21 protein-coding genes are annotated in these 24,150 nt (G+C 58.0%); 8 read left to right on the top strand and 13 right to left on the bottom strand.

Annotated features, from left to right (window positions below; genetic code table 11):
- Nucleotides 1–144 precede the first annotated feature (144 nt).
- Entirely contained in the window at nucleotides 145–1,731 is a 1,587-nt protein-coding gene (locus AC0TNJ_RS11620) for an outer membrane beta-barrel protein (protein WP_473771220.1), read from the bottom strand.
- A 143-nt stretch (nucleotides 1,732–1,874) separates the two neighbouring features.
- Between AC0TNJ_RS11620 and AC0TNJ_RS11615 the strand changes: the two genes are divergently transcribed.
- Complete coding sequence (locus AC0TNJ_RS11615) at nucleotides 1,875–2,876, top strand: KpsF/GutQ family sugar-phosphate isomerase (RefSeq protein WP_473771234.1); 1,002 nt, start codon at nucleotides 1,875–1,877, stop codon at nucleotides 2,874–2,876.
- 60 nt (nucleotides 2,877–2,936) lie between these two features.
- Here the strand turns inward: AC0TNJ_RS11615 and AC0TNJ_RS11610 are convergent, their stop codons facing one another.
- Entirely contained in the window at nucleotides 2,937–4,223 is a 1,287-nt protein-coding gene (locus tag AC0TNJ_RS11610; protein WP_473771219.1) for a linear amide C-N hydrolase, read from the bottom strand.
- Between the two features lie 244 nt (nucleotides 4,224–4,467).
- On the opposite strand from AC0TNJ_RS11610, the gene AC0TNJ_RS11605 reads away from it, so the two are divergent.
- Nucleotides 4,468–5,493 (top strand): helix-turn-helix domain-containing protein, encoded by a 1,026-nt coding sequence (locus AC0TNJ_RS11605; protein WP_473771218.1) that lies wholly within the window; start codon nucleotides 4,468–4,470, stop codon nucleotides 5,491–5,493.
- 35 nt (nucleotides 5,494–5,528) lie between these two features.
- Here AC0TNJ_RS11605 and AC0TNJ_RS11600 read toward each other — a convergent pair whose 3' ends face one another.
- From AC0TNJ_RS11600 to AC0TNJ_RS11560, 9 genes are all read right to left on the bottom strand, one after another.
- On the bottom strand, nucleotides 5,529–5,990 hold the full coding sequence (locus AC0TNJ_RS11600) for an NfeD family protein (RefSeq protein WP_473771217.1): 462 nt from the start codon (nucleotides 5,988–5,990) through the stop codon (nucleotides 5,529–5,531).
- Nucleotides 5,991–6,059: 69 nt separating this feature from the next.
- A complete protein-coding gene (locus AC0TNJ_RS11595) occupies nucleotides 6,060–7,049 on the bottom strand; it encodes an SPFH domain-containing protein (protein WP_122000966.1) in 990 nt (329 codons plus the stop codon).
- 105 nt (nucleotides 7,050–7,154) lie between these two features.
- Entirely contained in the window at nucleotides 7,155–8,207 is a 1,053-nt protein-coding gene (gene hemH / locus AC0TNJ_RS11590; protein WP_473767860.1) for a ferrochelatase, read from the bottom strand.
- 138 nt (nucleotides 8,208–8,345) lie between these two features.
- Nucleotides 8,346–8,726 (bottom strand): outer membrane lipoprotein Omp10, encoded by a 381-nt coding sequence (omp10, locus tag AC0TNJ_RS11585; RefSeq protein ID WP_122001007.1) that lies wholly within the window; start codon nucleotides 8,724–8,726, stop codon nucleotides 8,346–8,348.
- 257 nt (nucleotides 8,727–8,983) lie between these two features.
- On the bottom strand, nucleotides 8,984–9,316 hold the full coding sequence (locus tag AC0TNJ_RS11580; protein WP_473771216.1) for a hypothetical protein: 333 nt from the start codon (nucleotides 9,314–9,316) through the stop codon (nucleotides 8,984–8,986).
- Nucleotides 9,317–9,357: 41 nt separating this feature from the next.
- Nucleotides 9,358–10,803 carry a homospermidine synthase gene (locus AC0TNJ_RS11575; protein ID WP_122000964.1) on the bottom strand — a complete coding sequence of 482 codons (1,446 nt, stop codon included), beginning with the start codon at nucleotides 10,801–10,803 and terminating at the stop codon, nucleotides 9,358–9,360.
- Between the two features lie 143 nt (nucleotides 10,804–10,946).
- A complete protein-coding gene (locus AC0TNJ_RS11570) occupies nucleotides 10,947–11,642 on the bottom strand; it encodes an aminotransferase class IV family protein (protein ID WP_473771215.1) in 696 nt (231 codons plus the stop codon).
- Nucleotides 11,582–12,745 (bottom strand): aminodeoxychorismate synthase component I, encoded by a 1,164-nt coding sequence (locus tag AC0TNJ_RS11565; RefSeq protein ID WP_473771214.1) that lies wholly within the window; start codon nucleotides 12,743–12,745, stop codon nucleotides 11,582–11,584. The genes AC0TNJ_RS11570 and AC0TNJ_RS11565 overlap by 61 nt, the downstream gene beginning before the upstream one ends.
- 8 nt (nucleotides 12,746–12,753) lie before the next feature.
- Entirely contained in the window at nucleotides 12,754–14,613 is a 1,860-nt protein-coding gene (locus tag AC0TNJ_RS11560) for a M3 family oligoendopeptidase (protein WP_473771213.1), read from the bottom strand.
- A gap of 410 nt (nucleotides 14,614–15,023) precedes the next feature.
- On the opposite strand from AC0TNJ_RS11560, the gene AC0TNJ_RS11555 reads away from it, so the two are divergent.
- Both AC0TNJ_RS11555 and AC0TNJ_RS11550 read left to right on the top strand, forming a co-directional pair.
- The gene (locus AC0TNJ_RS11555; protein WP_473771212.1) at nucleotides 15,024–16,538 is read left to right on the top strand and encodes a sigma-54-dependent transcriptional regulator; all 1,515 of its coding nucleotides are present in this window, start codon (nucleotides 15,024–15,026) and stop codon (nucleotides 16,536–16,538) included.
- 311 nt (nucleotides 16,539–16,849) lie between these two features.
- Entirely contained in the window at nucleotides 16,850–18,802 is a 1,953-nt protein-coding gene (locus AC0TNJ_RS11550) for a peptidoglycan L,D-endopeptidase MepK (protein ID WP_473771211.1), read from the top strand.
- Nucleotides 18,803–18,873: 71 nt separating this feature from the next.
- Here the strand turns inward: AC0TNJ_RS11550 and AC0TNJ_RS11545 are convergent, their stop codons facing one another.
- Together AC0TNJ_RS11545 and AC0TNJ_RS11540 are read right to left on the bottom strand one after the other, a co-directional pair.
- Nucleotides 18,874–19,512: a 2-dehydro-3-deoxy-phosphogluconate aldolase gene (locus AC0TNJ_RS11545; RefSeq protein WP_473767853.1), complete on the bottom strand. Its 639-nt coding sequence runs from the start codon at nucleotides 19,510–19,512 to the stop codon at nucleotides 18,874–18,876.
- Between the two features lie 156 nt (nucleotides 19,513–19,668).
- Nucleotides 19,669–20,280 (bottom strand): N-acetylmuramidase family protein, encoded by a 612-nt coding sequence (locus AC0TNJ_RS11540; RefSeq protein WP_473771210.1) that lies wholly within the window; start codon nucleotides 20,278–20,280, stop codon nucleotides 19,669–19,671.
- A gap of 130 nt (nucleotides 20,281–20,410) precedes the next feature.
- Between AC0TNJ_RS11540 and trhO the strand changes: the two genes are divergently transcribed.
- The 4 genes from trhO to modC all read left to right on the top strand — a co-directional run bounded on the left by trhO (nucleotide 20,411) and on the right by modC (nucleotide 24,114).
- A complete protein-coding gene (gene trhO, locus AC0TNJ_RS11535; protein WP_473771209.1) occupies nucleotides 20,411–21,328 on the top strand; it encodes an oxygen-dependent tRNA uridine(34) hydroxylase TrhO in 918 nt (305 codons plus the stop codon).
- A gap of 270 nt (nucleotides 21,329–21,598) precedes the next feature.
- A complete protein-coding gene (gene modA / locus AC0TNJ_RS11530; RefSeq protein WP_473771208.1) occupies nucleotides 21,599–22,354 on the top strand; it encodes a molybdate ABC transporter substrate-binding protein in 756 nt (251 codons plus the stop codon).
- Nucleotides 22,355–23,038 (top strand): molybdate ABC transporter permease subunit, encoded by a 684-nt coding sequence (modB, locus tag AC0TNJ_RS11525; protein ID WP_473771207.1) that lies wholly within the window; start codon nucleotides 22,355–22,357, stop codon nucleotides 23,036–23,038.
- Nucleotides 23,035–24,114, top strand: a complete 1,080-nt coding sequence (gene modC / locus AC0TNJ_RS11520) for a molybdenum ABC transporter ATP-binding protein (protein WP_473771206.1) — start codon at nucleotides 23,035–23,037, stop codon at nucleotides 24,112–24,114. Before modB ends, modC begins: the two co-directional genes overlap by 4 nt.
- The last annotated feature ends 36 nt before the right edge of the window (nucleotides 24,115–24,150 follow it).

The following is a 24,150-nucleotide window of genomic DNA, read 5'->3' as shown; positions in this document are numbered from 1 at the left end:
CTTCGGGCGCATGGCTCCCGAAGTTGAAACTGCTCTATCCGTTTGTTTTTGCCGCTTTATCCTACGCATCAAAGCGGAATCCGAAATCAGTCCAGTGGGCTGATTTCCCCGCGTTGGCGTTTCACACTTTTGCTGGAAAATGCTCTAGCGCTGAATTTTCACGCCGAGATAGACGCTGTCAGCTTTATATTCGCGGTCGGAAATCCTGCTCGTCAGGAATTCGTGGCGCAGGCGCGCATCCAGTCCGACGAAACGATTGATCCAGTAGGTTGCGCCGATCTGCGCGCCGATCGTGTAGTCGGTCCCGGTGCCATCCTTGTTTTGCCGGATATTCGCATCGATCCTGCCGTTGAGGCTGAGGTCGGAACGTATGCGGCGGGTCACATCAAGGCTTGCGAAATGCAGGAGCGATCCGGCAATGCCCGGCGTGGTCGAGGTATCGACCATTGTTTGTGCGTAGAGGCGCACATCGGTTCCGCGCAGCGGCGACCAGTTGAGCGCCGCATTGATCGACGGGCCGCTGATGTCACCGAGGCGGGAATCATCGCTGTTGGCACGCATGTAACCGGCGGCGAATTCACCGCTCAGCTTTTCGCCCATGTCGAGCATCATGCCGCCGCGCAGCGCAAATTGCGATCCGCTGCGCTCATAGCCGTTGCTGTCCACCTTCTCGTCGAAGATGCGCTTGCCGAGCTCGACTTCGGTGAAAGGCTTGATCGCCGGTGACAGGCTGAAGCCGCCGCGCAGCGTGATGCTGGCATAGGTGTTGTCACGGTCCTTCTGGCTGACGGTGCCGCCGGATGACAGTTCGGCGTCGCCGTAAATATTGTGCTCGACCCGTCCGGTGGCGCTGCCGAACACCAGCCCCATATCGCGTTCGACGCCGAGGCTTCCATTAAGGGTGTGAACCAGCGGGCGTTGCAGCGCGCCGACCACCCCGTTGGGGCTCGATGCGCTTTCGCGGCGCAGCCGATAGCCGGCACCGGTATTGACAGTCGTCTGGTCGCCGAGGTCGAAGCGAAGCTTGCCCTGGATATCGACTTGCGGTTCTGAGACGTCCTCTCCCGAAATGGACTTCGACCACGTGCCCGATGCATCGAGCGTTGCCTGGTGGCGCGCCCAGTCCGACTGTGCATTGAGCCGCAATGTTGTTTCGTTGAGAACAGCGCTGGAACCGGCTGCGCTATTGTCACCGTTGGTCGTGGCCCGGATACCCTGCTCAAGCGAAGGCCGCAGGATAAAGGAGCCGGTGCGGATGCCGATCGGCGCAAACGGGTCGGCATCCTGTGTGGAACCGCGCCCCTGTTCAGGCAACTGCCGCAGATTTTCGCGCTGCGCCCGGCCCGTATCTTCGCTTGCCTCGGCATCGACCGAACCGACACGCATATTGTCGGGTTGAAGCGACTGGCGGTCCTGCGGCAGGGGTACAGTCGGAGCGGTTTGCGTAGTGGCGCCCGGGTCTGTCGCTACGGTGTTTTCAGGCGGGGTGTAACTGTCGTCGGGCGTCTCGCCAGCGCCGTTATCGTATCCCGGCGCAGCAAGTCCGCGGTTTGCGAGCGTCTCTGGCGAAGAGGCTGAAAGCACGTCCTCGGCGACGCTTCCGCGCAGATAGGCTTCCTGTGCAAAAGCTGAACCATGACAAAGTGCCATCGCCACGCCCGACAAACACAGGCATCGCAGCCTGCGGGCAATGGGCGTCGAACCGCCAGATGGGATCTTGGCAAAAAGCATGTCGTGTTTTCAAACCGTCGCAACGTGGTAGATGAACGGTAAAGGCACATGGTTAATTCTTGGTTGCTGCGGCCAGTATCGTGACGGTTCCGGCCACACAAATGTTTGGACAATCGCCTGCGAAGAAGTTAACCCTTGCCGCCATGGAAAAGCTCGATCAGATCATCCCACCGGCAAACGCTGAAGCGGCCATCGCCTCGGCGTTGCGCACCATAAAGACCGAAAATGCGGGCCTCGCCGCGTTGGAAGACGCGCTGAACAATGGCCTTTCCGGTCCCTTTGTCGAAGCAGTGAAGCGTATCGTCGCCGCGCGCGGACGCCTTGTGGTTACGGGCGTGGGCAAGAGCGGCCATATCGGTTCCAAGCTTGCCGCCACCTTTGCGTCGACCGGTACATCGGCATTCTTCGTTCATTCGGCGGAAGCTAATCACGGCGATCTCGGCATGATCGGTCGCGACGATGTCATTCTGGCCATCTCGTGGTCGGGTGAAACGGCGGAACTGAAGGGCATTGTCAATTATTCGCAGCGCTTCCGCATTCCGCTGATCGCGATTACCGCAGGTGAGAATTCCGCGCTCGGTCGTGCGGCTGACGTCGTTCTGCTCCTGCCTAAAACGGCAGAGGCCTGCCCGCATGGTCTTGCGCCCACCACTTCGACCATGATGCAGCTTGCCATCGGCGATGCGCTGGCGATTGCACTCCTGGAAGCGCGGGGCTTTACCCCCAGCGACTTCAAGACTTTTCATCCCGGCGGTTCTCTGGGCGCCAGTCTCATCCATATTCGCGACATCATGCATCGCGGCGAACGGCTTCCGCTGGTGGAAACCGGCACATCCATGCCGGACGCGATGAAGGTTCTGGCGCAGAAGAGCTTCGGCTGCGTGGTTGTTGTCGATGACGCTGGCGATCTGGCGGGCATCGTTACGGACGGCGATATTTCGCGCAATCTGAGCCGTAACCTTGCGGCGATGACGGTCGATGAAATCATGACCCGTAAACCTAAGACAGTAGACCAGAACATGCTGGCGACTGCTGCGCTCAATACGATCAATGAAAATCACATCGGCGCGCTGATCGTCGTGGAGGCCGGACGCCCGATCGGGCTCGTGCACTTCCACGATCTGTTACGGATAGGCGCTGCCTGATTTGACAGATCGTTTCGCCGCCCAGCCGATAACCGGACCGGGCGGCGACAGGACCGGATTTCAGGGGCGCGCCACCGGGGTCATATCCTCAACCTTCTCGTCGCCCTGAATTGACACTTTTACAATTTCCTTCCCGTCTATGGCCATCTTCATAAGATCAACGGAACGGAGTTGACTGTTATCGTAGGTGCGGAAGTAGTAGCGCTTGCTCTTCAAGTCGCTGGCGCCCGTCCAAAGCGTATAGTCGGCCTGAATATTGCCGTTTGCATCCTTCTCGCCGTCGCGCGCCGAGCCCTTCGGAATGTCAAACTGATTGAGAATCTTGAACGCTTGCAGAACGGCGTCCTGTTCCGTCTTCGGCTGGAATACCGATTGCGAGAACGCGACGGCACGAACAAAACGCGAGGGAGGCGTGAAATCACCGGGCATGCCAAGCATACCCGAACCTTGCCCGGTCGGGACAATTTCGACCGGACCGAGTTTGACGGGGGGCTTTCCCGTCATGGAAAAATTCACATACTGGCGCAGATTGTTCATGTGAAAATCAAAGCCGGGCGAATTCGTGATCACACCAAGCGGATTATCATAGACATTCAACTTGCCGCCGACATATTCGACAACGATGCTTTTACCGGAAGCATCGTGCACGATGTAATGCGCCTCCGGAGCAAAGCCCCATTGGGTGAATACCGAGGACGCCACCACAATCTTTCCGATGTTTTCTTTCACTTCATCGACGGTGGCAAAATTCCCCAGAACGTAAGACACGAATTCCCATTGGGAAATGGTCCGGTCCGAGACATCAGTGGTGTAGGGCATGTAACCTGCGGAGGTCGGGAAATAGAACATCCCGGCGCCCAATCCCTTTTCGTTCAGCCCATCAAACAGATCCGGCAAGCCAGCTCCATTCATGCCGACCGAAGCGTATTTGGCAGTCCATTTGAGGCCGCTCTTGCCGTCTGGCGTCGTGCCTGTTCGTGAAAAACCGCGGGGCACCATCATGATCTCGGACTTGATATCGAGGCCAAATTCGAGTGTCCTCGCGTAGACAACGCTGCCATCGGCTGCGATGAGCCTGATGCCGGTGCATGCCTCGGCAGTTTGAACCACATTACCCAGCATCAAGGCGCAAACCGCAGCGATGGAGGTGAACTTTCTAAAGGCTCGTCTTTGCATCATTTGTATAGACCCCTTTTGATATGCGGAATTTACCGTATTGGGATAACCGCCGATCATTGCGCCGCACCGCACAGGTAGCGTGCCGTTGTTCCCATTGTTTGCATTTGGCCAAATGAAGACTGCTTCAGCACGGTTATGTGTTGGTTTTTGTTTATTCCAAAAAAACAACGGAGCGTATCGAAATTACGGGGGATTTTTGCTTGGCGTCCCATTTTATTCTTCTGTCCGTCCCAGGAAGTGGTGTAATATTCCCATACGTGCAAAAGTAAATATGGACTATCTATACTTGCAGGATGAATGCGAACGAGCAGAAGGCTTTTCTTGTGCCGAAGAGGCATGAGGGACCGACTGATGTTGCGGTTGGCTATCGGTGTCATGATATGGCGGTTGGGGCCGCGTGATGGCAGGGGTGATGAATAACGAAACTTTTATTTCGACCGCTATGGTAGAAACGGTCGCGCGCAGCGACTTCTGGCGAGAGGCGACCCGACCATTCTTCGACACCTCGCCCGTGGCTCAGAAAAGCCAAGAACCGCTGGAAGGGACAATAAGCTCTCGCCTGTTCGGTTCCATGGTGATCGGATCGGCATCATTCAACAGTCAGAGATACAATCGCGATCACCGCACCATCGTGCACAGCGGTCTGGAATATTATCTCATTCAGCTCTTTACCTCGGGAAAGATGAATGGCGATTTCAACGGTTTCAGCGTGCAGGCCGACGTAGGAGATATCTGCTTTCTCGATCTCACAAAGGTCTTCAAGAGCGAGGTCGATGCAGGCTCCAGGCTTTCGCTTGCAGTCTCCCGGCGCGATCTTGAAAAGGCAGTCGGGCCGCGCAGCCTCCATGGGGTTGTTTTGCGGGGGGACAAGCCGATGACCCGGTTGATCGCAACCTGTCTCAAGGGGATATTGTCTCTCGAACGCTCCCTTTCCCCGGAGGAGGTTCAAGCATCGGAGGAAGCGATAATCGCCCTGTTGGCCGGGGCCCTGAAAGGGCACGTATTTGAGTCCATGGAAGATTACCCTTCCATGCCTGTTGCGCTTCGTCAGCGAGTTTTGGCCTTCATCGATCAGAATATTGGCGCGCCAGATCTGTCGCCTGAACTCATCCAGCAAAAGTTGAGGGTTTCTCGTTCTCATCTTTATCGTGCATTTGCCGAGGATGGTGGTGTAGCGAAAATCATTCGCGACCGGCGGCTGGATGAAGCATTCAGGGAATTGACCAAACCCTCGAAGCGGCCCCGCTCGGTCAGTCAGATTGCGTTTAGCTTGGGGTTTTCAAGCGGGAACCAGCTGTTGCGCGGCTTCCGGGCGCGTTTTGACATGACGCCGAAAGAAGCCCGACACGAACGGGAACGCCTCCAGTTCGAGAGCGAGGTGCCGAATAATCTCCACGGTTATTTTACGGAGATGCTTAATCGCACCGTCAAACCGTAGTGCGTTTCGACCGGCAGATGCATGCCGGTCCCGCCTTATTCAGCGACTTCAATTTCCAGCGTAACCGGATCGAAAGCGACAACACGGACTTCCGTTCCCGTGGGCAGATCAGGTCCTTTTACGCGCCACACCGTATCGTTGATGCGGATGCGCCCGCGGCCATTGATGATAGGTTCGGTCAATGTGGCGCGCTGGCCGACCAGTTGCTCGCCGCGACGGTTGAGAAGCGGTTCGTCGGCATCGCTGCTGCGTGAGCCGAAGAAGCGGCGTCCCGCCAGCACGAAAATGACCGCCAGAACCAGAAACACGACGGTCTGAAACTGCCAGCCAAATCCCGTTGTGGAAGACAGGAGAAAGGCGAGAGCGCCGGTTACAAGCGCTGCAAGCCCGAACCAGATGAAGAAAAAGCCGGGCGCCAGAAGTTCCAGAATAAGCAGGACCAGCCCGAAAACGAGCCAGTTCCAGATGCCGAGACCGGACAGAAACTCGATAATCATGGCGCCCTCTCCCTTTATTCCAACGCACTATCCTACGCAAAACCGCTTCGCGCTTTTGCTGGAAATGCTTTAACGCCCCGCAGGCGGAACGCTGCGCGGGCGGGAAGAAGCAGGTGGCTGCGGCGCCGGGTCTACCGGCTTGCTGCCATCGCCAAAGACTTCCCTGGCAATTGCGCCAATCCCGCCGAGCGAACCGATGAGAGAGCTTGCCTCAAGCGGCATCAGCACAACTTTCTGGTTCTTGGCGCTGGCGATATTGCTCAAGGCTTCGGTGTACTTTTGCGCAACAAAGTAGTTGAGCGCCTGCACATTGCCGTTGGCGACAGCTTCGGAGACCATGGTCGTGGCTTTCGCTTCTGCTTCGGCAAGGCGTTCGCGTGCTTCCGCCTCGCGCTTGGCCGCTTCCAGCTTGCCCTCTGCTTCCAGAATCTGCGACTGCTTCTGGCCTTCGGCGCGCAGAATCTGCGCGTTGCGATCGCCTTCCGCTTCCAGAACCTGCGCGCGCTTGTCGCGCTCGGCCTTCATCTGCCGCGCCATTGAAGTCACGATGTCTTCCGGCGGGTTGATATCCTTGATTTCCACGCGTGTCATCTTGAGGCCCCAGGGATGGGCGGCCTCGTCGACGACCCGCAGCAGACGATCATTGATCGCATCGCGGTTCGAAAGAAGCTCATCCAGATCCATCGACCCCATGACAGTACGAATGTTCGTCATGGTCAGATTGAGGATTGCATATTGGAGGTTCGCGACCTGATAGGCCGCCTGTGCAGCATTGAGCACCTGATAGAAAGCCACGCCGTCAACGCCGACAATGGCATTGTCGCGGGTGATGACTTCCTGCGTCGGGACATCAAGCACCTGCTCCATCATATTGAGGCGAGCGCCGATACGGTCGAAAAACGGCACGATCAGATTGAGGCCGGGATTGAGGGTGCGCGTATAGCGGCCGAACCGCTCGACCGTGTAATTATACCCCTGCGGCACGGTCTTTATGCCGGCAAACAATGTCGCCAGAACCAGTGCGGCCAGAATGAGCAACGTGATATCGAAACCGGTCATTGTTTTTCCTTAAGGCAATAGGCAGTAGGGCAATAAGGCAGCAGGCAAATTCTAGCACAGATCAGAACATACTGCCTTACTGCCCTATTGCCTTGCCCCTTCAATCTAAACCCATCCTTGCAATTCGCGACGCACCAGCGTCTCGATGACCTTCATGCCGTCTTCACTGTCATTGAGACAGGGAATATGGCTGAAATTCTCGCCACCATTTTCGAGAAATGCTTCTGCGGCCTCATTGCCGATCTCATCCACCGTTTCCAGGCAGTCGGCCACGAATCCCGGATTGAGAACAGCCATCGACTTGACCCCGTGCCTGGCCAGTTCCTCGACCGTTTCGTCCGTATAGGGCTGGAGCCATTCTTCCGGCCCGAAACGCGACTGGAACGTGGAACGAAACTGGCTGTCATCCAGACCCAGCCTCGCCTGCAGCAAGCGTGATGTTTCAAGGCATTGCTGGCGGTAAGGGTCGCCCTTGTCGGAATAGCTTTTTGGGATGCCATGATAGGAAGCCAGAATTACTTCCGGCTTGAAGGAAAGCGTTTCGAGATGTTTCTCGATGGAACGAGCCAGCGCCTCGATATACACCTGCTCCGCTTCATAGGATGGTACGATGCGCACCGCCGGCTGGAAACGCTTCTTCATGAGCGCTTCGAAGAACTTGTCGTTCACCGTCGCGGTGGTCGTTGCCGAATATTGCGGGTAAAGCGGGAACATGACGATCCGCTCGCAACCCTGTTCCAGAAGACGGTCAGTGACGCTTTCAATGGACGGTTGGCCGTAACGCATCGCCCAGTCCACCACCACATTGGGATATTCAGCGAGCGCCTTGGCAAGTTTCTCTCCTTGCGCGCGGGTATAGGTGCGCAATGGAGATTCGTTTTTCTCGCGATTCCAGATGCGATCGTAAAGCCTGCCGGAGCGTTTCGGGCGGGTACTCAGAACGATGCCGTAAAGGATCGGATACCAGATCAGGCGCGGCCATTCGATGACGCGGCGATCCGAGAGAAACTCGGCCAGATAGCGGCGCATCGGGCCATAACTCGTGCCATCCGGCGTGCCGAGATTGACAAGCAGAACACCGACTTTCGGCAGTTTTCCCTGCGCCTCCGGTCTGGTTGTCTGGTTGGTCTTCTCCTGCACTTTGTCCATCTCACTCATCTTCCGACTCCTGTTCAGCCGGAAAACTAGAGAAAAAAAGACAAATTACAATCCTGACAATTGCCGCTGGCGCAATTCTATCGGCGCGGGTGTTTCCCGCGCCGTAAATCGTCGAGGTTCAGACGAAAAATCCGGTACTTAACCCGCCGCGCGACGCGTCAGGGAGAAGCGCGAGCCCGACGACGACGTGCAGTTGAGCTGCGACTGCGAAACGAGGGCGCAGTTCACCTTCGACGAGGTGCCGCGAACGATGGAGCGCATGTCGATTTCAACAAGCTGCGGCGACTGGTAACGATAGTTGCCTTCTGCAAGCTTTTCGTTCGTGTCGGTGGCGCGGGTTTCGAAAACGCCGCCGTTGAAGGACGAAACGATGCCATTGGGATCGACCCAGCTGCCTTCGATGCCAGCCGGCGCGCGGGAGACGACCGGAACATTGCCGCCGACCGGCCCAGTCGTTTCGCACGCCGCCAACGCCAGCGACATGACTGCAAGAGGGGCAATGATGCGGAAGCGTTTCATATCCATGCTCTCCATTGAGCATTCCGAGCCAGAACCGTAGCTTAGCTGGCGTCTGAAATGCGTAACCAGATATTTAGAGCGGTATCAACGATTCCGTGCTGATGGGAACCGCTCGGGATGATTAGTTTGATGTATGGAAACTTGCACGAAAACAAGTCCTCATTGCGAGGAATAAGTGTCAGGACTGTCGATTTGTTAGCAATGATGCAAGATCGCCGCGCCGGATAAAGGGCGCGCCTGGCCTTTCTACTTCTCTGTCACGACCTGAACAGGAGCATGGCGGATATCGCCAGCACGACTGTCACGATGACCGCCGACGCGGAAAGGATGCGGTGAAGACAGCGATTGACCGCAATATTGCTCCTGGACAAGCCCTTGGACCCAAGGGATTTCACTATCTGGTAGAGAACGAGATAGACGACAATCGCCACAAGTCCGATTGTCCATCCAAGCTCCACCAACCTGTCCGGGTGACCCGGCACGCCGAGAATCCAGGGTAAAACGAGCAGGCCGCAGACCAGAGCCATCAGATCGGGAAACCGGCTTGCAATCAGCCTCATCATGGTGCGGGCAGAGCGGTGCAGACGCATATTCCTTATGGAATGGCCCGGCCGAAACCGGGCCGGTTTGATCAACGCACCAGAATATTGCGGAACTGCCATGGGTCCTTGGTGTCGAGGTCTTCCTTGAACAGGTGGCCACGACCTTCCAGCGGCGTCCAGTCGGTATAATAACCGTTCACGGGTCCCAGATACTGCATCTGGACTTCAAGGCAGCGGCGGTAATCCATTTCATCGGTCTCGACGATGCCGCTTCGCGGATTCTCCAACGCCCAGACCATGCCCGCTAGAACAGCCGAGGAGACTTGCAGGCCGGTTGCGTTCTGATAGGGCGCGAGCTTGCGCGCTTCCTCGACGCTCAATTGCGAGCCATACCAATAGGCGTTCTTGTCGTGGCCATAGAGCAGAACGCCAAGCTCATCGCTGCCATCCAGAATTTCATGCTCTTCCAGAACGTGCTGCACCGGCTGTGCCTTGCCGCCCGCGCCGAACATTTCGTCAAGCGCCAGAATGGCGTCATTGCTCGGGTGATAGGCGTAGTGGCAAGTCAGGCGGAAGTCGAGCTTGCCCTTCTTGTCGCGTAGCGTGAAAAAGTCGGCAATGGAGATCGCTTCATTATGCGTGACAAGCAGGCCGTATTGCGCGCCGAGCGTCGGGCACCATGTACGGATGCGGGTATTGCCGCCGGGCTGTTCAAGGAAAATCGCGGCCTTGTTGCCCTTTTTCTGCTTGCGGGCGTTCTTGGGCATCCATTTCTCATGGCTTCCCCAGCCAAGTTCCGCCGGTTGCAGGCCCTCGGCGATGAAGCCCTCGACGGACCATGTATTCCAGAAAGTGTTGAAAGGCTTCGGCTCCTTGGCGCGCTGGGTATCACGTTCCGCGATGTGGATGCCCTTGACGCCGGCCTTCTTCATCAGTTTCGCCCAGCCGTGACGGTCATCCGCCGCCGGTTCGGTGAAATCGAGCTTCAATTCGGTCGCGAGGTCGACCAGCGCTTTCTTGACGAACCACGAGACCATGCCGGGATTTGCGCCGCAGCAAGAAACGGCGGTCGTGCCGCCGGGGTTCTTGCGCTTTTCAGCGCGCACCGTTTCGCGCAGCGCATAATTGGTGCGCGAGGCATTGTCGGCTTTTTCATCGAAATAGAAGCCGAGCCAAGGTTCCACTACCGTATCGATATAAAGTGCGCCATGTTCCCGGGCGTAACGCATCAGGTCGAGCGATCCGGTGTCGACCGAAAGATTGACGACGAAGGGCTGGCCCTCCGTTCCTTTCAGGAGAGGGCCGAGAACCTTCTTGTAATTGTCCTTGGTGATCGCTTCCTTGATGAAGCGAATGCCCTTGTCGTCAAGAATCTTGCGATTGGCTTCGCTCGGATCGATCACGACCATGCGTGATTGGTCGAATTTGAAATGACGTTCAATCAGCGGCAGGGTACCGCGCCCGATCGACCCAAAGCCGATCATGATGACGGGGCCGGTTATCTCGCCATAGACTTGCCATTTCGCTTTCGCCATTTTCTTCCTCTCAGATGCCGCAGAATTGCGGTCAGGTTATCACCCGCTTTAGCTGATGCCCGGAAAAGATAACACAACTTCATTGAAAGAAAGAAACGTCACAAGGTCATGACATCGATACATGTTTAACGCGTTTTAGCTTTTTAAGCCTCGACCAGCTGTGCGCGGATCATGCCGCGCAGCGAATTGCCGACGAGAATGTTGCGCGCATTCTTGAGCGTATCCATGGTCACGATACCCACTTCCACCACGCTGTTATTGAGCAATTCACGGCGCAGCACGCCGTCAAGCAAACCGCATGACAGGGCCGGCGTCATGCAGGCCGCGCCGCCGACATCGAGAAATATCGACGTGATGGTTCCTTCACAGACTTCTCCGCGATCATTGAGCAGAATGACTTCGTTGACCTCTGCCGGGGAGTACTCCTCCCGTGCCGCGAGATAGGCCTGCCGCCTGGTCGTCTTGTGGCGCAGCAGGGGATCGTTGTGATTGAGACGCGTGCGCGCAATCGCGATCCGCCACACTGTCTGGCACGACAGCGGTTCATATGGGGTGCTGGAGACCGTCGCAACACCGTCCGGTGCAAGCGTCAGCCGCAGTTTCAGGGCCTGTTCGCCAGTTCCGATTTCTGCAATCTTTTGCCGGACGGCGTCCATATTGCAGGAAAACCCCAGTTCACGGGCAGATTTCTCTAGGCGGGCCATGTGCAGGTCGAAGCGCAGAACGCCGGAGAGCGGTTCCCAGCGCATGGTTTCAATCAGTTGGTAATCCGGCTCTATCATGACGACCTCCGCTCCATCTGACTGGATGGAGCCGCGAACCGTGCTTTCAGAAGACATTCCTCATACTCCGCCTGCGCCGTGGAATCGAAGACCACACCGCCCCCGACATTGAAGATCGCACGATTTTCATCCAGAAGCGAGATCGTACGGATGGCAACGTTGAAACGCATGCGTCCGCTGGGCTCGATCCAGCCGAGCGAGCCGCAATAGATGTCGCGCGGCCCGGTCTCCAGTTCACGCAGAATTTCCATGGCGCTGATTTTCGGCGCGCCTGTGATCGAGCCGCACGGGAAAAGGGCGGCAAAAAGCGACCGCAGCGATAAATTATCTTTCAGCCTGGCCCGCACGCGGCTGATCATCTGATGGACGGTGGGATAGGTTTCGACGCGAAAGAGTTCCGGCACGTCGAGCGAGCCGACTTCGCTGACCAGCGAAATATCGTTCCGCAAGAGATCGACGATCATACGGTTTTCAGCCTGATTCTTGGGATCGTTCAGCAGAAACTGACGGTTATGTTCGTCTTCTTCCGGCGTTGCGCCGCGCGGCATGGTGCCTTTCATCGGATGCGTTTCGATCCACCCGTCGCCATCGACCTCGAAGAAAAGTTCCGGCGATCGCGACAGGATGATCGGCCCGGCCAGATCGCAATAGGTCGCGTAGCGAACCGGCTGACGCTTCGCAAGCATGTTGAACAGGACCAGCGGGTCGCCGTCCCATTCCGCGTGGATCGGAAAGGTAAGATTGCCCTGATAGCAATCGCCCTCACGCAAATGCCGGTGCAAGCGCTCGAAACGGGGCGCGTAGTCTTCGAACGACCATTGCGCGACAGGATTGCGCAGAAAGGTGGCATTGTCTTCGCTGCGACCGTGCATTCGCTCATCGGACGGGCCATCGAATACGCCGAAGCAGAGAAGCGGCGCATGCCGCCCGCCGGGAAGCAGCGGTTTGAGCTTGGGTTCGAGAAGATAGCCAGCTTCATAAGAAAGATAGCCCGCAAGCCACTTTCCGGCCTCGTGCGCCGCTTGCATCGCATCCCATGCGGGCTCGAATTCATCCGGCGTGTCGGCGCGAATGATCGTTGAGGGAGCCGCAAAAAGTACATCGCGGCCCGCCTTGTCGTCCCGAAAGAGAATAAGCGGTTTGCTACCCGGCTGGGTCACAGGTTTGCTCAGTCTTCCATGGCTTCGAGTTCATCGATGATGCCTTCGATCACCGACAGTCCCTTGCCCCAGAAATCCGGATCGGTTGCATCAAGGCCGAATGGCGCAAGCAATTCCTTGTGGTGCTTGGTGCCGCCAGCCTTCAGCATGTCGAAATACTTCTGCTGGAAGCCCTTTTCCGAGTTCTGGTAAACCGCATAAAGCGAGTTCACCAGACAGTCGCCAAACGCATAGGCATAGACATAGAACGGCGAGTGGATGAAATGCGGAATATAGGTCCAGAAGGTCTCGTAACCCGGATTGAGATTGACGGCATCGCCAAGGCTCTCGCGTTGCACATCCATCCAGATTTCGCCGATGCGTTCCGCGGTCAATTCGCCTTCACGGCGCTCAGTGTGGACACGGCGCTCAAACTGGTAAAAGGCGATCTGGCGCACGACCGTATTGATCATGTCCTCGGCCTTCTGCGCCAGCATGGCCTTGCGCTCACGCTTGTCCTGCGTTGCGGCCAGAAGCGAGCGGAAAGTCAGCATTTCGCCGAACACGGATGCGGTTTCAGCGAGCGTCAGCGGGGTTGAAGCCATCAGCGCGCCCTGACTGCCCGCCAGAACCTGATGCACGCCATGACCCAGCTCATGCGCCAGCGTCATCACATCGCGCGGCTTGCCCATATAGTTGAGCAGCACATAAGGGTGCGCCGACGGCACGGTCGGGTGCGCGAAGGCGCCCGGCGCCTTGCCGGGACGCACGGCTGCGTCGATCCAGTTCTTGTCGAAAAAATTCTTGGCGATTTCCGCCATTTCCGGCGCGAAATTGCCATAGGCGGACAGCACGGTTTCACGTGCCTTGTCCCATGGGATCAGCGCTTGTGGCGTTTCCGGCAGCGGGGCGTTGCGATCCCAGTTTTCGAGCTTTTCAAGCCCGAGCCATTTGGCTTTCAGCTTGTAATAGCGGTGCGAAAGGCGCGGATAGGCATCTTCCACCGCCTTGGCCAGCGCATCCACCACATCCCGCTCGACGCGGTTGGCAAGGTGGCGGCTGTCGGCGATGTCCTGAAAACCGCGCCAGCGATCAGAAATTTCCTTGTCCTTGGCAAGCGTGTTGGTGATCAGCGTGAAGGTGCGCAGATTGGCCGCGAAGGTCTTTGCCAGCGCTTCAGACGCTTTTTTGCGCACCGCACCATCGGCATCCTGCAGCATGTTCAGCGTCGGCTCGATGCTCAGTTCCTTGCCATCGATTTCAAAGCGAAGCCCCGACATGGTTTCATCGAACAGCCGGTTCCAGGCGCTATAGCCGGTGATCGACTTCTCGTGGAAGAGCTGCTCCAGCTTGTCATCGAGCTGGTATGGCTTGTCCAGGCGCAGATCGGTCAGCCATGGTCGGTAATGGCCGATGGCTGCATTATCGTTCATCGCCTTTTCCAGAACGGCATCGTCGATGCGGTTCAGTTCGAGGCCGAAGAAAATGAGATGCGTGCTGGCGTCGGTCAGCTTTTGCTGCGTGTCGCCGAAAAGCTTCATGCGCTTCGGGTCGGTCGTGTCGCCGTAGTAATAGAGGCCAGCGAAAGAGCCGATACGGCCCATGAGCTCGTCAAGCGCCTCAAACTCCTTGATTGCATCGGCAAAATTGCCGCCATTGGCCTTGGCCGCTTCGTCGCCGAGTTTGCCCTTCCAGCGTTCCTCAAAAGCTGCTGCGTCCTTTATCGCCTTTTCAATATCGCCTTTCAGCTCCGCGCTGTCGGCGGATGGATAAAGATCGGCCAGATTCCATTCCGGAAGACTGCCGAGATCAGCCTCGGCTACAGCCGCATCGTTGGCAGGCGCACGCAAAGCCTTGTTGAAGGAAACGGATTCTGAAAAGCGGGTCATGAACATTCTCCAAGAGCATTTCCATAAAAAGTGCGAAGCGGTTTTTCGTCGGATAATGCGTACAAACAAAGAGATAGAGCGGCTCCACGATCCAGCGCTAACCGCAGCCGCTCTGTCACGCTCCTTCTCGCACGTCTTGTCATGATCGCCAAGAGGTGGGAAAAGGCCTTCGATCATTTGTGAATGACCTGTCCGCCCAGGCTGATGAATAACCAGATTGGCGAATAAGCGGATGGTTGAAGCAGAAAGCGAAGTCAGGATACAAATTTTGTGAAATGGGACACTGAGGCACATTTTCGTACCTTGCATTCGTTGAAGGCTTGGCACCAAATAACGCGCCTAGAATATGAGACATTTAAACTGTTTAAGTATTTCGGGCGCGGGAACTCCATAGGTAATGATAACTGTTAATGGCCACGCGCATACTCATAGCGGATGACGATCCGATCCATCGACGCAATCTGGAAGCGATAGTCATGCGCATGGGCTATCGGACCATCCTGGCGGATGGCGGGGCCAGCGCACTCAGCTTCGTCAGCCAGCGCAAGGACATTGTCCTCATGCTGCTCGATCTATCCATGCCGGATATGGATGGCCTGACCGTTTTGCGGCGCATGCGCGAAGCTGGAAACAGCGTTCCGGTGATCGTTCTCGTCCAGAACGATGATCTCCAGCCGGTTCTCCAGGCTATGAAAATGGGGGCGATCGATTTCGTGACCAAGCCGGTCGCCTTCGAGCGCGTGCAGGTTTCCGTTTCCAATGTGCTGAAGATCGATGCGCTGACACAGGAAATCCGCCGCGCCCGCTCCTCACTGAAGGCCCATCTGACACTTTCCGATATGGCGATCAAAAGCCCGGAAATGGAACGGGTCGCCATTCTGGCGCGTCGGGCTTCGGCGCTGGACGCGCCGCTTTTGATCGAAGGAGAGCCCGGAAGCGGCAAAGAGACGTTGGCCCGCGCCATTTGCAGCGGCAGCGTCCGCTGGCGCGGCCCTTTCGTGACAGTCGACTGTCGCACCCTGACGGTGGACAATGCTGACGAAGTTTTTTTCGGAGTTTCAACCGCACGGCGCGACCGTCGCGATGGCGATCCCCTTCGCAGCCTCGGAAAGCTCGCGGAAGCCGATGGCGGCACGCTATTCCTCGATGAAGTAGGCGCGCTGCCGCGCCACACGCAGATAAAGCTTTTTGCCGCAATGCAATCCGGTCAGTTCGAAACCAGCGGCGGAGGCGAGCGCGTTCTTTCGAATGCCCGCATCATGGCTTCGAACAGCCGCCCGCTGGCCGATCTGGTCCATATGGGGCGCTTTCACGCCGGGCTTTACCACTTGCTCGGGTCCTTTGCCGTAGCCATGCCGCCCCTGCGCAATCGTCTGGAAGATATTGCGATCCTGTTGCACCAGTTCATGATGCGCTATGTCAGTGAAGAGCGGATGGGGCACATCACCGGCATCACAACTCACGCATTGGAAAAGCTGAAGGCTTATCATTGGCCCGGCAATGTGCGGGAACTGAAAAATGCGGTTTATCGGGCCGTGCTTCTCTGCGAAACTGGCGAACTGACAGCGGCCGATTTCGCCCAGATCGGGGCGGGAACGGAATCTGCAAGGGCCGCGCAGCAGTCCGGTCGATTCAGCCTCGTCGATCATGATCCGGGCCTGAGCGGCACGGCGGGCATGTTCAGCGGGATCGACGCGGAAGGCGAGGTGCGTACGCTTGCCGCTGCCGAGGAGGAAATGATCCGGTTCGCGATCGCTCATTATGACGGCCAGATCAGCGAAGTCGCCCGGCGTCTGGGCATTGGAAGAACCACGCTTTACCGGAAGCTGAAGGAATATGGCATCGATGTGGCGTCGATTTCCGGCAAGGGAATGGGTGTCGAGGAAGAGGCTGATATCAGCCCTTTCAACCGCGCGGCCGGATGATCCTGCCGCGCGTAACATATTGAATTTCAGTTATTTATAACAGATTTGCTGTCGCCCTTCGCAGGTACTGTTGCGAATTAAAGACTGTTAATAATTTTTTAACCATGGCGAAAATAGATGCACGTGTGTGGCTTTTTTGCCATGGTGTTTCCTCATTTGTTGTTCACTAAGCGTCCGTTAACCATTAAATCCGACAATCGGAAGCTCGAGTGGAACTGAAACGCAGGCTTTTTGCGACACCGCAAAGAAAGTTCCGAAAGACGCTCGGAGAATGCCTCTGGGGGCGGAAAACGGTAAGGCGATACGATTCGATGAACAGCATATCGACCATTAAAGCGCGCTTTGCGAAGGCTTGGACTGGAATGAAGGACAACATCAAAATGTCTGTATCCATTCCGTCTGCCCTTGCCGCTGCTGCGGTTCTCATGGCGCTGTCTCCTTCGCAGGCTTCGGCTGAAACCCGTTCCCTCAAGCTTTATTACGTCCATACCGGCGAAAAAGCGGAAATAGTCTTTAAGAGAAACGGGCGCTTCGATGCGCAGGGCTTGAAGAAGCTGAACGTTTTCCTGCGCGACTGGCGCCGCAATGAGCCGACCAAGATGGACCCACGCCTGTTCGATCTGGTCTGGCAGGTTTACCGCTCCTCCGGGTCGAGCCAGTATATCACCGTCGTTTCTGCCTATCGTTCGCCAGCCACCAACGCCATGCTGCGTTCGCGTTCAGCCAATACCGGCGTTGCCAAGAAGAGCCAGCATATGCTTGGCCGCGCGATGGACTTTTACATTCCCGGCGTTCCACTGGCGAAGCTGCGCGGCATCGGCATGCGCTATCAGATTGGTGGCGTCGGCTATTATCCGCGTTCCGGCTCGCCATTCGTCCATATGGACGTCGGCAATGTTCGCTCCTGGCCGCGCATGAGCCGTCGCGAGCTGCTCGCATTGTTCCCGGACGGCAAAACCGCTCACCTGCCCGCCGATGGCAAGCCATTGCCTGGCTATGAGCAGGCATTGGCCATGATTGAAAAGCGCAAGGCTGGCGGTGGCGAGGTCATGGTGGCCAGCAATTCCTCACCGCGCCGCAGCAAGAGCCTGTTCGGCGCGCTGTTTGGCGGTGGTGCCGATGAAGAAGAAGAAAGCGGCGGTGAAATAAGCGCTCCACCGGCGACGGCGCGTCCGGCGCGCGCAGCGCCTGCACGTCAGGCTCCGGCAGCAGTTCCGGAAGAGCCGGTCCAGCAGCCGCGTGAAACCATGGTTGCCGCTCTGCCTGCCCGCGAGGCCCCGGTGCCGATGCAGGCGCCACGTCCGGAAACCGGGCTCGATGCCCAGGCACAGGCCGCTGCCGAAGTTCCGGTCGCTGCGCTCAACGTGCCGATCCCGGCCCGCAAGCCAGCATTGGCGCCGCAGGATGCCGTTGCGCTCGCCGCAGCCGAGCCTGCTGCCGTGGATGCGAACATGGCACAGGTTGCCGATGCAGGCACGCCTTCGCCACTGATGAACGGTTTTGTGCCGATCCCATCGGCTCGCCCGCAGCTTGAGGCGGATAATATGCAGCTTGCCGCAGCCGTGATCCCGTCGGCGCGTCCGGTGCGCCCGGGTGAAAATCCCGCAGCAAGCGGTCAGGACGCGATTGCCGCGCTGGTCAACAGCCAGCAGAACGAACCGGCACAGGTCGCCGATGCTGGCAATGTGGCCGTACCGCAGCCGGGTGAAACGGCAGCTTTCCCGCTGCCGAAGGAAGCGCCGCGTGGCAATACGCAGCTTGCCCTGCTTTCCAGGAAGGATGAGATCGGCGAACTGATCGCTCCGCCTTCCGACGATTATTATGACAGCAAGCCGGTTGTCGACGCTGCACCAAAGCAGGCACCGGCAGCAGTGCAGACCGCTTCGGTGGCCCGCCCCGCGCCGGCCAGGGCCACCGCGTCTGCTGCCCACAAACAGGTCGCCGCGATTGGCAAGGCCTCTGAAACTGGCGTTCGCGCCACGGCGAAGGGCGCGCGCCGGGTAGCCAAGGCTCAGTCCAAGCCGCGTGCGGTTGTCCAGCCGGCAGCGATGCCGACTTCGGAAGTCGCCATGTCGACGGAATCCGTGTCGAGCGCCGTACCGGTTACCAATCCGGTACTCCGCAACGACGCACTGCGCTCAGCACCGGCGATGGTCTACACGGCAGGTTTCCAGCGCGGCAATCTGCCGAGCGAACGCGCCAACCAGTTCAGCGGAAGTGCTGTTACCTTCCTGACGGTGGCGAAGTTTACCGAAACCAATTGATCGCCGCACAAGCGAGAACGAACCAAAAAGGGGCCCTCGAAGGCCCCTTTTGCATTCCTGTCTGGTCCTGCTCAGCTTTTGAGAGCGGCTGCTTCGCTTGCAAGCTTCGTGATCGCATCCCAGTTGCCAGCCTCGACGAGTTCCTTTGGTGCAACCCAGGAACCGCCGACGCAGACAACGTTGGGCAATGACAGGTAATTTTTTGCATTGGCAAGACTGATGCCGCCGGTCGGGCAGAAGACGGTTCCCGCGAGCGGCGAGGACAATGCCTTCAGGAACGATGCGCCGCCAGCCTGTTCTGCCGGGAAGAATTTCAGATGGGTGTAGCCTTCTTCGCGCAGTGCCAGCATCTCGCTTGGCGTGATGGCTGCGGGCAGAAGCGGCACGTCGCTGTCATTGGCGGCTGCAACGATATATTTCGTTGCGCCGGGGCTGACGATGAAGCGCGAACCCGCCTTCGCCGCATCCTCATACTGTTTGGCATTGAGGATCGTTCCGGCACCGACGATTGCTTCCGGCACTTCATCCGCAACGGCACGAATGGCATCGAGCGCCGCAGCCGTGCGCAAGGTGATCTCGATAGCGGGCAATCCACCCTTGGCAAGCGCGCGCGCCAGCGGAACAGCATGTTCCACCTTGTCGATCAGCAGAACCGGGATGACCGGCTGGCCTGTCATGATGGGGACGAGAAGGTCGGTTTTCTGAGACATCGGCTTGCTCGGCTGTTGAGCGCATCTCGTTGGTGAAATGCGCGGATTCAGGACAAATGAATGGAGCACCCGATATATCGGCTAAAGGATGTTCCATCCATATAAATCGATTTAAGTTCCCTTCTGCGGTTTGTCCACTATTGAAGGGAATTGTATTCACGCGGCTCTTTTAAAATTATCGAGCTGCTTTTGCCAGCGCTGATAGGCTTCGGCCATGCGTTTGTCATATTGGTTGCGGGCAAAGGCCGGACCGTTGTAGCGACGCGCGAATTCCCGCCAGTTGCGATCCTTCAGCACTTCAAGAAGCTCCGCCTTTTCGATGAAGCGCAGCATCAGCCGCGCTTGCCCGGCAACTGATCCGCGTGCTTCCGCGACGAGATCCTCGACCGTTGGATAACCAAGCCATTGCCAATGGGCACCCATGACCTGACCGAGCCCCCAGGATGTGGACTCAAATGCTGCCTTCTTGTTCAAGCCCATGGCGCGCTCAAGCAGAAGCCAGCGCTCGCCTTGCGATTTCGGATTGCGTATCTTTCCCGCAACCGGGGCTGACAAGCCGTTGCTCCTTGCATAGTCGCGCAAGCGTCCGGAAAGCCTGCGGTCGAAATAATGACCCTCGAACCGGATTGCCGGTTCCTTGCCGCCATTGACGTTGTAAAGCGCGCGACCGCCGCTCTCCACTTCCGCAATCGCCAGCAAAGCCGCTGCATCAATCTCCGCCTCTTTTGCCATTGTCGTCAGGGCTGCAATGGTTTGGCTGTCGAACATCTATTGCTCCTCGAAAGTTGATCTCCGAGGCCGATTTTGGGGCGACTTCGACGCATGAGGATAAAGTTGACTTGAATTCGCCGTTTGCGGGGATTAGTTGCGAGGTGAATTTTCAAAGAAGACAGAACCGATGAGCAATTTGCCTTTCACCGTTGCCGCCCTTTATTGCTTTGCGCCGCTGCCGCAATATGAAAGCCTGCGCGTGCCGCTGGCACAGCTTTGCTGCGCCAATGGCATCAAGGGAACGCTGCTTCTGGCGGCGGAAGGCATCAACGGGACGGTCGCGGGCACCGCACAGGCGATTGAAAAGCTTGTTCAGCACATCACGGCCATTCCCGGTCTGGCGGAGCCGGAACTCAAATATTCCCATGCGAGCGAAATGCCGTTCCATCGCATGAAGGTGCGGTTGAAGCGCGAGATCGTCACCATGGGCGTGGAGGGTATCGATCCGCTGAAGAGCGTTGGCACCTATGTCGCGCCGCAGGACTGGAACGCACTCATCGCCGATGAAAACACGGTCGTCGTCGATACGCGCAACGATTATGAATATGCCATCGGGACGTTCGAAGGGGCGATCGATCCGCAGACCAAGACATTCCGGGAGTTTCCCGAATGGGTCGAGCAGAATCGCGACAAGCTGGAAGGCAAGAAGATCGCCATGTTCTGCACGGGCGGTATCCGTTGCGAAAAGGCGACGGCCTTCGTCAAGGGGCTTGGCTTCGAGGATGTCTTCCATCTCAAGGGTGGAATCTTGAAATATCTTGAAGAAGTTCCACGTGAAGAAAGCATGTGGAATGGCGAGTGCTTTGTGTTCGATGAGCGCGTGGCCGTTGGCCACGGCCTTGCTGAGAGCGACGTCGAACTTTGCCGCGCCTGCCGCCGCCCGATTTCGCCGGAAGATAAGCTTTCGCAGTTTTTCGAGGAAGGCGTTTCCTGCGCTGGCTGCTATGACGAGCGCACGCCGGAAGATCGCGCCCGTTATGCGGAGCGCCAGAAGCAGGTGAAGCTTGCCGAGAAGCGCGGGGCGCACAAGCATATCGGCAGCTGATGCCGCACGCCCCTCATAGGGCTGGTCAAACGGATTTTACCGCATTATGGTAGCGCTGCGGAACGATCTGAATTCGTTGCGCAATTTTGGGCAGCTTTTGCATGGACGCCCGTGCATCAAGGGTTTGACGGCATCCGGGTCGCGTTTGCCTCCATCACACCCATCATCGCAAGTCAGGGCAGGGAAATCTCCCATGCTCGAACAGAAACGGCGCCGGTTTTCCGGCGGATGATGGTTTGCCTGCTGTTGCAGGCGATATGGAGGATATTCATGAAGAAACTGATCGCCGCATTTCTCATCACCGTTGCTGCGGGCACCTTCTCGGTCGCTCATGCTGCCGAGAAGGTGACTGTTTTTGCCGCCGCCAGCATGAAGGACGTTATCGAGGAGGCCGCCCGGCAGATGAAGGCCAGGGACGGCACGGAAGTGGTTGCGTCGTTTGCGTCTTCGTCGGTTCTGGCCAAGCAGATCGAGCAAGGCGCTCCGGCGCAGATTTTCATTTCCGCCGATCTCGACTGGATGGATTATGTCGAAAAGGCCGATGCCATCGACAAGGCTTCGCGCAAGGTGATCGCGGGCAATGCGCTGGTGGTCGCAACGCAGAAGGACACGCCGAAGGGCGAGGCGAAACAGCTTTTAAGCGCAGGTCGTTTCGCCATGGGTGACCCGTCGAATGTCCCGGCCGGCAAATACGGCAAGGCAGCGCTGGAAAAGCTCGATATCTGGAAGCATGTCGAGAAAAATGCAGTCTTTGCGGAAAATGTGCGCGTTGCGCTGCATTATGTCAGCCGCGGCGAAGTCAAGGCGGCCATCGTTTACGCCTCGGACCGTGCCGCCGCGCCGGAACTGGTCGAAGCCTATCGGTTCCCGGCTGACAGCCATGCACCGATCCTCTACCCTGCGGCGCTTGTAGCGAAAAACGAAACCGATGCCGCCAAGGCTTTTCTTGCATTCCTTGAAAGCGATGCCGGTCAGGCGATCATCAAGGACAAGGGCTTCGTCGGCGCTGCGGAGGCCGCAGAATAAATGATGGAAGGCAATGTCTGGCAGATCGTGTCTCTGTCGCTCCGGGTTGCCGGAATAGCCATCATTGTCGCGCTGCCAGTTGCCTTTGTCGTGGCGTGGGTTCTTGCCCGGTTCAATTTTCCGGGCAAGTCGCTGGCGCAGGCCATTGTCACCATGCCGCTGGTCTTGCCGCCGGTGGTGACGGGCTATCTGCTCCTGATCCTGTTCGGGGCGCGGGGCGCGCTTGGCGCGCCCTTGCAGGAATGGTTCGGCCTTTCGTTTTCCTTTCGCTGGACGGGTGCTGCGCTTGCCGCCGGCGTGATGGCGTTTCCGCTGCTCGTCCGCCCGATCAGGCTTTCGATAGAAGGGCTGGATCGCGGGCTTGAGGAAGCGGCGCGTACACTGGGCGCCAGCCGTTTCACCGCCTTTTTCACCGTCATCCTGCCGCCCTTGTTGCCCGGCGTGCTGGCGGGCGCGGTGCTTGGCTTTGCCAAGGCGCTGGGCGAGTTCGGCGCCACAATCACCTTCGTGTCCAACATTCCGGGCGAAACGCAGACCCTTTCACTCGCCATTTATGCCCTGATGCAGACCCCATCCGGTGACGCGGAAGCATTTCGGCTCATTGCCATATCCGCCGCCATTTCAGTGGTTGCCGTCGTGCTTTCCGAGTGGTGGCAGCGCAGGCTCGCAGGGGCAACCAAATGAGCGCGCTTGTTGTTTCCATCAAGGGCCGCAACGGCAGGTTCCCTGTCGAGGCAGATTTCGCCGCCGATTGGGGCGTGACCGCCTTGTTCGGCCATTCCGGTGCGGGCAAGACGACGCTGCTGAAAATGATTGCCGGAACGCTCCGCCCGCAAAGCGGGCGCATCGCTGTCGGTGACTTCACGCTGTTCGATGCCGAAAAAGGCATAGATCTGCCGCCGGAAAAGCGCCGCATCGGCTATGTGTTTCAGGACGCGCGGCTTTTCCCGCATATGAGCGTGAAGCGCAACCTGACCTATGCACGCTGGGCCGGACACAGGCAGGCAACGCGCAGCTTCGACGAGGTGGTGGCGTTGCTCGGCATCGGCCATCTTCTCGACAGGCGGCCATCGACGCTTTCGGGCGGAGAGCGCCAGCGTGTCGCCATCGGTCGCGCACTTCTGTCCGATCCGGCGCTCTTGCTGCTCGATGAGCCGCTTTCCTCGCTCGACCATGCGCGGCGGCAGGAAATACTGCCCTTTATCGAGCGTCTTCGCGATGAAAGCCACGTGCCGATTGTCTATGTGAGCCATGAGATCGACGAGGTGGCGCGGTTAGCCGACCAGATCGTGCTGCTATCTGCTGGCCGGGTAGCGGCAAGCGGTGCGGCGGCAGATGTCTTTCCGCTGATCGATGCGGAAGGCGAAGGCGGCGGCGTGCTTCTGGAAGGAACGGTTTCGTTCTACGACGAGCGCTACAAGCTAGCCGAGATCGACCTGGGCGGCGCATCGTTCCAGCTTAGTGATGCGGGGCTGAAACAGGATATGCACGTGCGGCTGCGCGTGCGCGCCCGCGATGTTTCGATTGCCCGCAAGGCGCCGGAAGCGATCAGTATCCGCAATGTGCTGCCGGTGAGTGTCACGGCCATTACGATGGATGACGGCCCCAACGCCTATGTCGCGCTCGACTTCCGGGGGCGCCATCTGGTTGCGCGGCTGACGCGGCGTTCGGTGGACGAATTGGCGTTGCGCGCCGGTGACGCGGTAGTGGCGCTGGTGAAGGCCGTTTCAGTCGACCGCGCGGCCATTCGGGAAAAATGACACGGAAACAATAATCCGGTTTTCGTCCCGCTTCTT

This window comes from Ochrobactrum sp. PL_is483 (genome assembly GCF_055816855.1).
Note: the sequence above shows the minus strand (reverse complement) of the source record. Positions and strands in the feature narration are given on the sequence as shown.

What these genes read in the sequence shown, in the direction of transcription:
- AC0TNJ_RS11620 (WP_473771220.1), bottom strand. Translation starts at nt 1,731, where the DNA reads ATGCTTTTTGCCAAGATCCCATCTGGCGGTTCGACGCCCATTGCCCGC.
- AC0TNJ_RS11615 (WP_473771234.1), top strand. Translation starts at nt 1,875, where the DNA reads ATGGAAAAGCTCGATCAGATCATCCCACCGGCAAACGCTGAAGCGGCC.
- AC0TNJ_RS11605 (WP_473771218.1), top strand. Translation starts at nt 4,468, where the DNA reads ATGAATAACGAAACTTTTATTTCGACCGCTATGGTAGAAACGGTCGCG.
- AC0TNJ_RS11600 (WP_473771217.1), bottom strand. Translation starts at nt 5,990, where the DNA reads ATGATTATCGAGTTTCTGTCCGGTCTCGGCATCTGGAACTGGCTCGTT.
- AC0TNJ_RS11595 (WP_122000966.1), bottom strand. Translation starts at nt 7,049, where the DNA reads ATGACCGGTTTCGATATCACGTTGCTCATTCTGGCCGCACTGGTTCTG.
- hemH (WP_473767860.1), bottom strand. Translation starts at nt 8,207, where the DNA reads ATGAGTGAGATGGACAAAGTGCAGGAGAAGACCAACCAGACAACCAGA.
- omp10 (WP_122001007.1), bottom strand. Translation starts at nt 8,726, where the DNA reads ATGAAACGCTTCCGCATCATTGCCCCTCTTGCAGTCATGTCGCTGGCG.
- AC0TNJ_RS11580 (WP_473771216.1), bottom strand. Translation starts at nt 9,316, where the DNA reads ATGCGTCTGCACCGCTCTGCCCGCACCATGATGAGGCTGATTGCAAGC.
- AC0TNJ_RS11575 (WP_122000964.1), bottom strand. Translation starts at nt 10,803, where the DNA reads ATGGCGAAAGCGAAATGGCAAGTCTATGGCGAGATAACCGGCCCCGTC.
- AC0TNJ_RS11570 (WP_473771215.1), bottom strand. Translation starts at nt 11,642, where the DNA reads ATGTCTTCTGAAAGCACGGTTCGCGGCTCCATCCAGTCAGATGGAGCG.
- AC0TNJ_RS11560 (WP_473771213.1), bottom strand. Translation starts at nt 14,613, where the DNA reads ATGACCCGCTTTTCAGAATCCGTTTCCTTCAACAAGGCTTTGCGTGCG.
- AC0TNJ_RS11555 (WP_473771212.1), top strand. Translation starts at nt 15,024, where the DNA reads ATGGCCACGCGCATACTCATAGCGGATGACGATCCGATCCATCGACGC.
- AC0TNJ_RS11550 (WP_473771211.1), top strand. Translation starts at nt 16,850, where the DNA reads ATGAACAGCATATCGACCATTAAAGCGCGCTTTGCGAAGGCTTGGACT.
- AC0TNJ_RS11545 (WP_473767853.1), bottom strand. Translation starts at nt 19,512, where the DNA reads ATGTCTCAGAAAACCGACCTTCTCGTCCCCATCATGACAGGCCAGCCG.
- AC0TNJ_RS11540 (WP_473771210.1), bottom strand. Translation starts at nt 20,280, where the DNA reads ATGTTCGACAGCCAAACCATTGCAGCCCTGACGACAATGGCAAAAGAG.
- trhO (WP_473771209.1), top strand. Translation starts at nt 20,411, where the DNA reads ATGAGCAATTTGCCTTTCACCGTTGCCGCCCTTTATTGCTTTGCGCCG.
- modA (WP_473771208.1), top strand. Translation starts at nt 21,599, where the DNA reads ATGAAGAAACTGATCGCCGCATTTCTCATCACCGTTGCTGCGGGCACC.
- modB (WP_473771207.1), top strand. Translation starts at nt 22,355, where the DNA reads ATGATGGAAGGCAATGTCTGGCAGATCGTGTCTCTGTCGCTCCGGGTT.
- modC (WP_473771206.1), top strand. Translation starts at nt 23,035, where the DNA reads ATGAGCGCGCTTGTTGTTTCCATCAAGGGCCGCAACGGCAGGTTCCCT.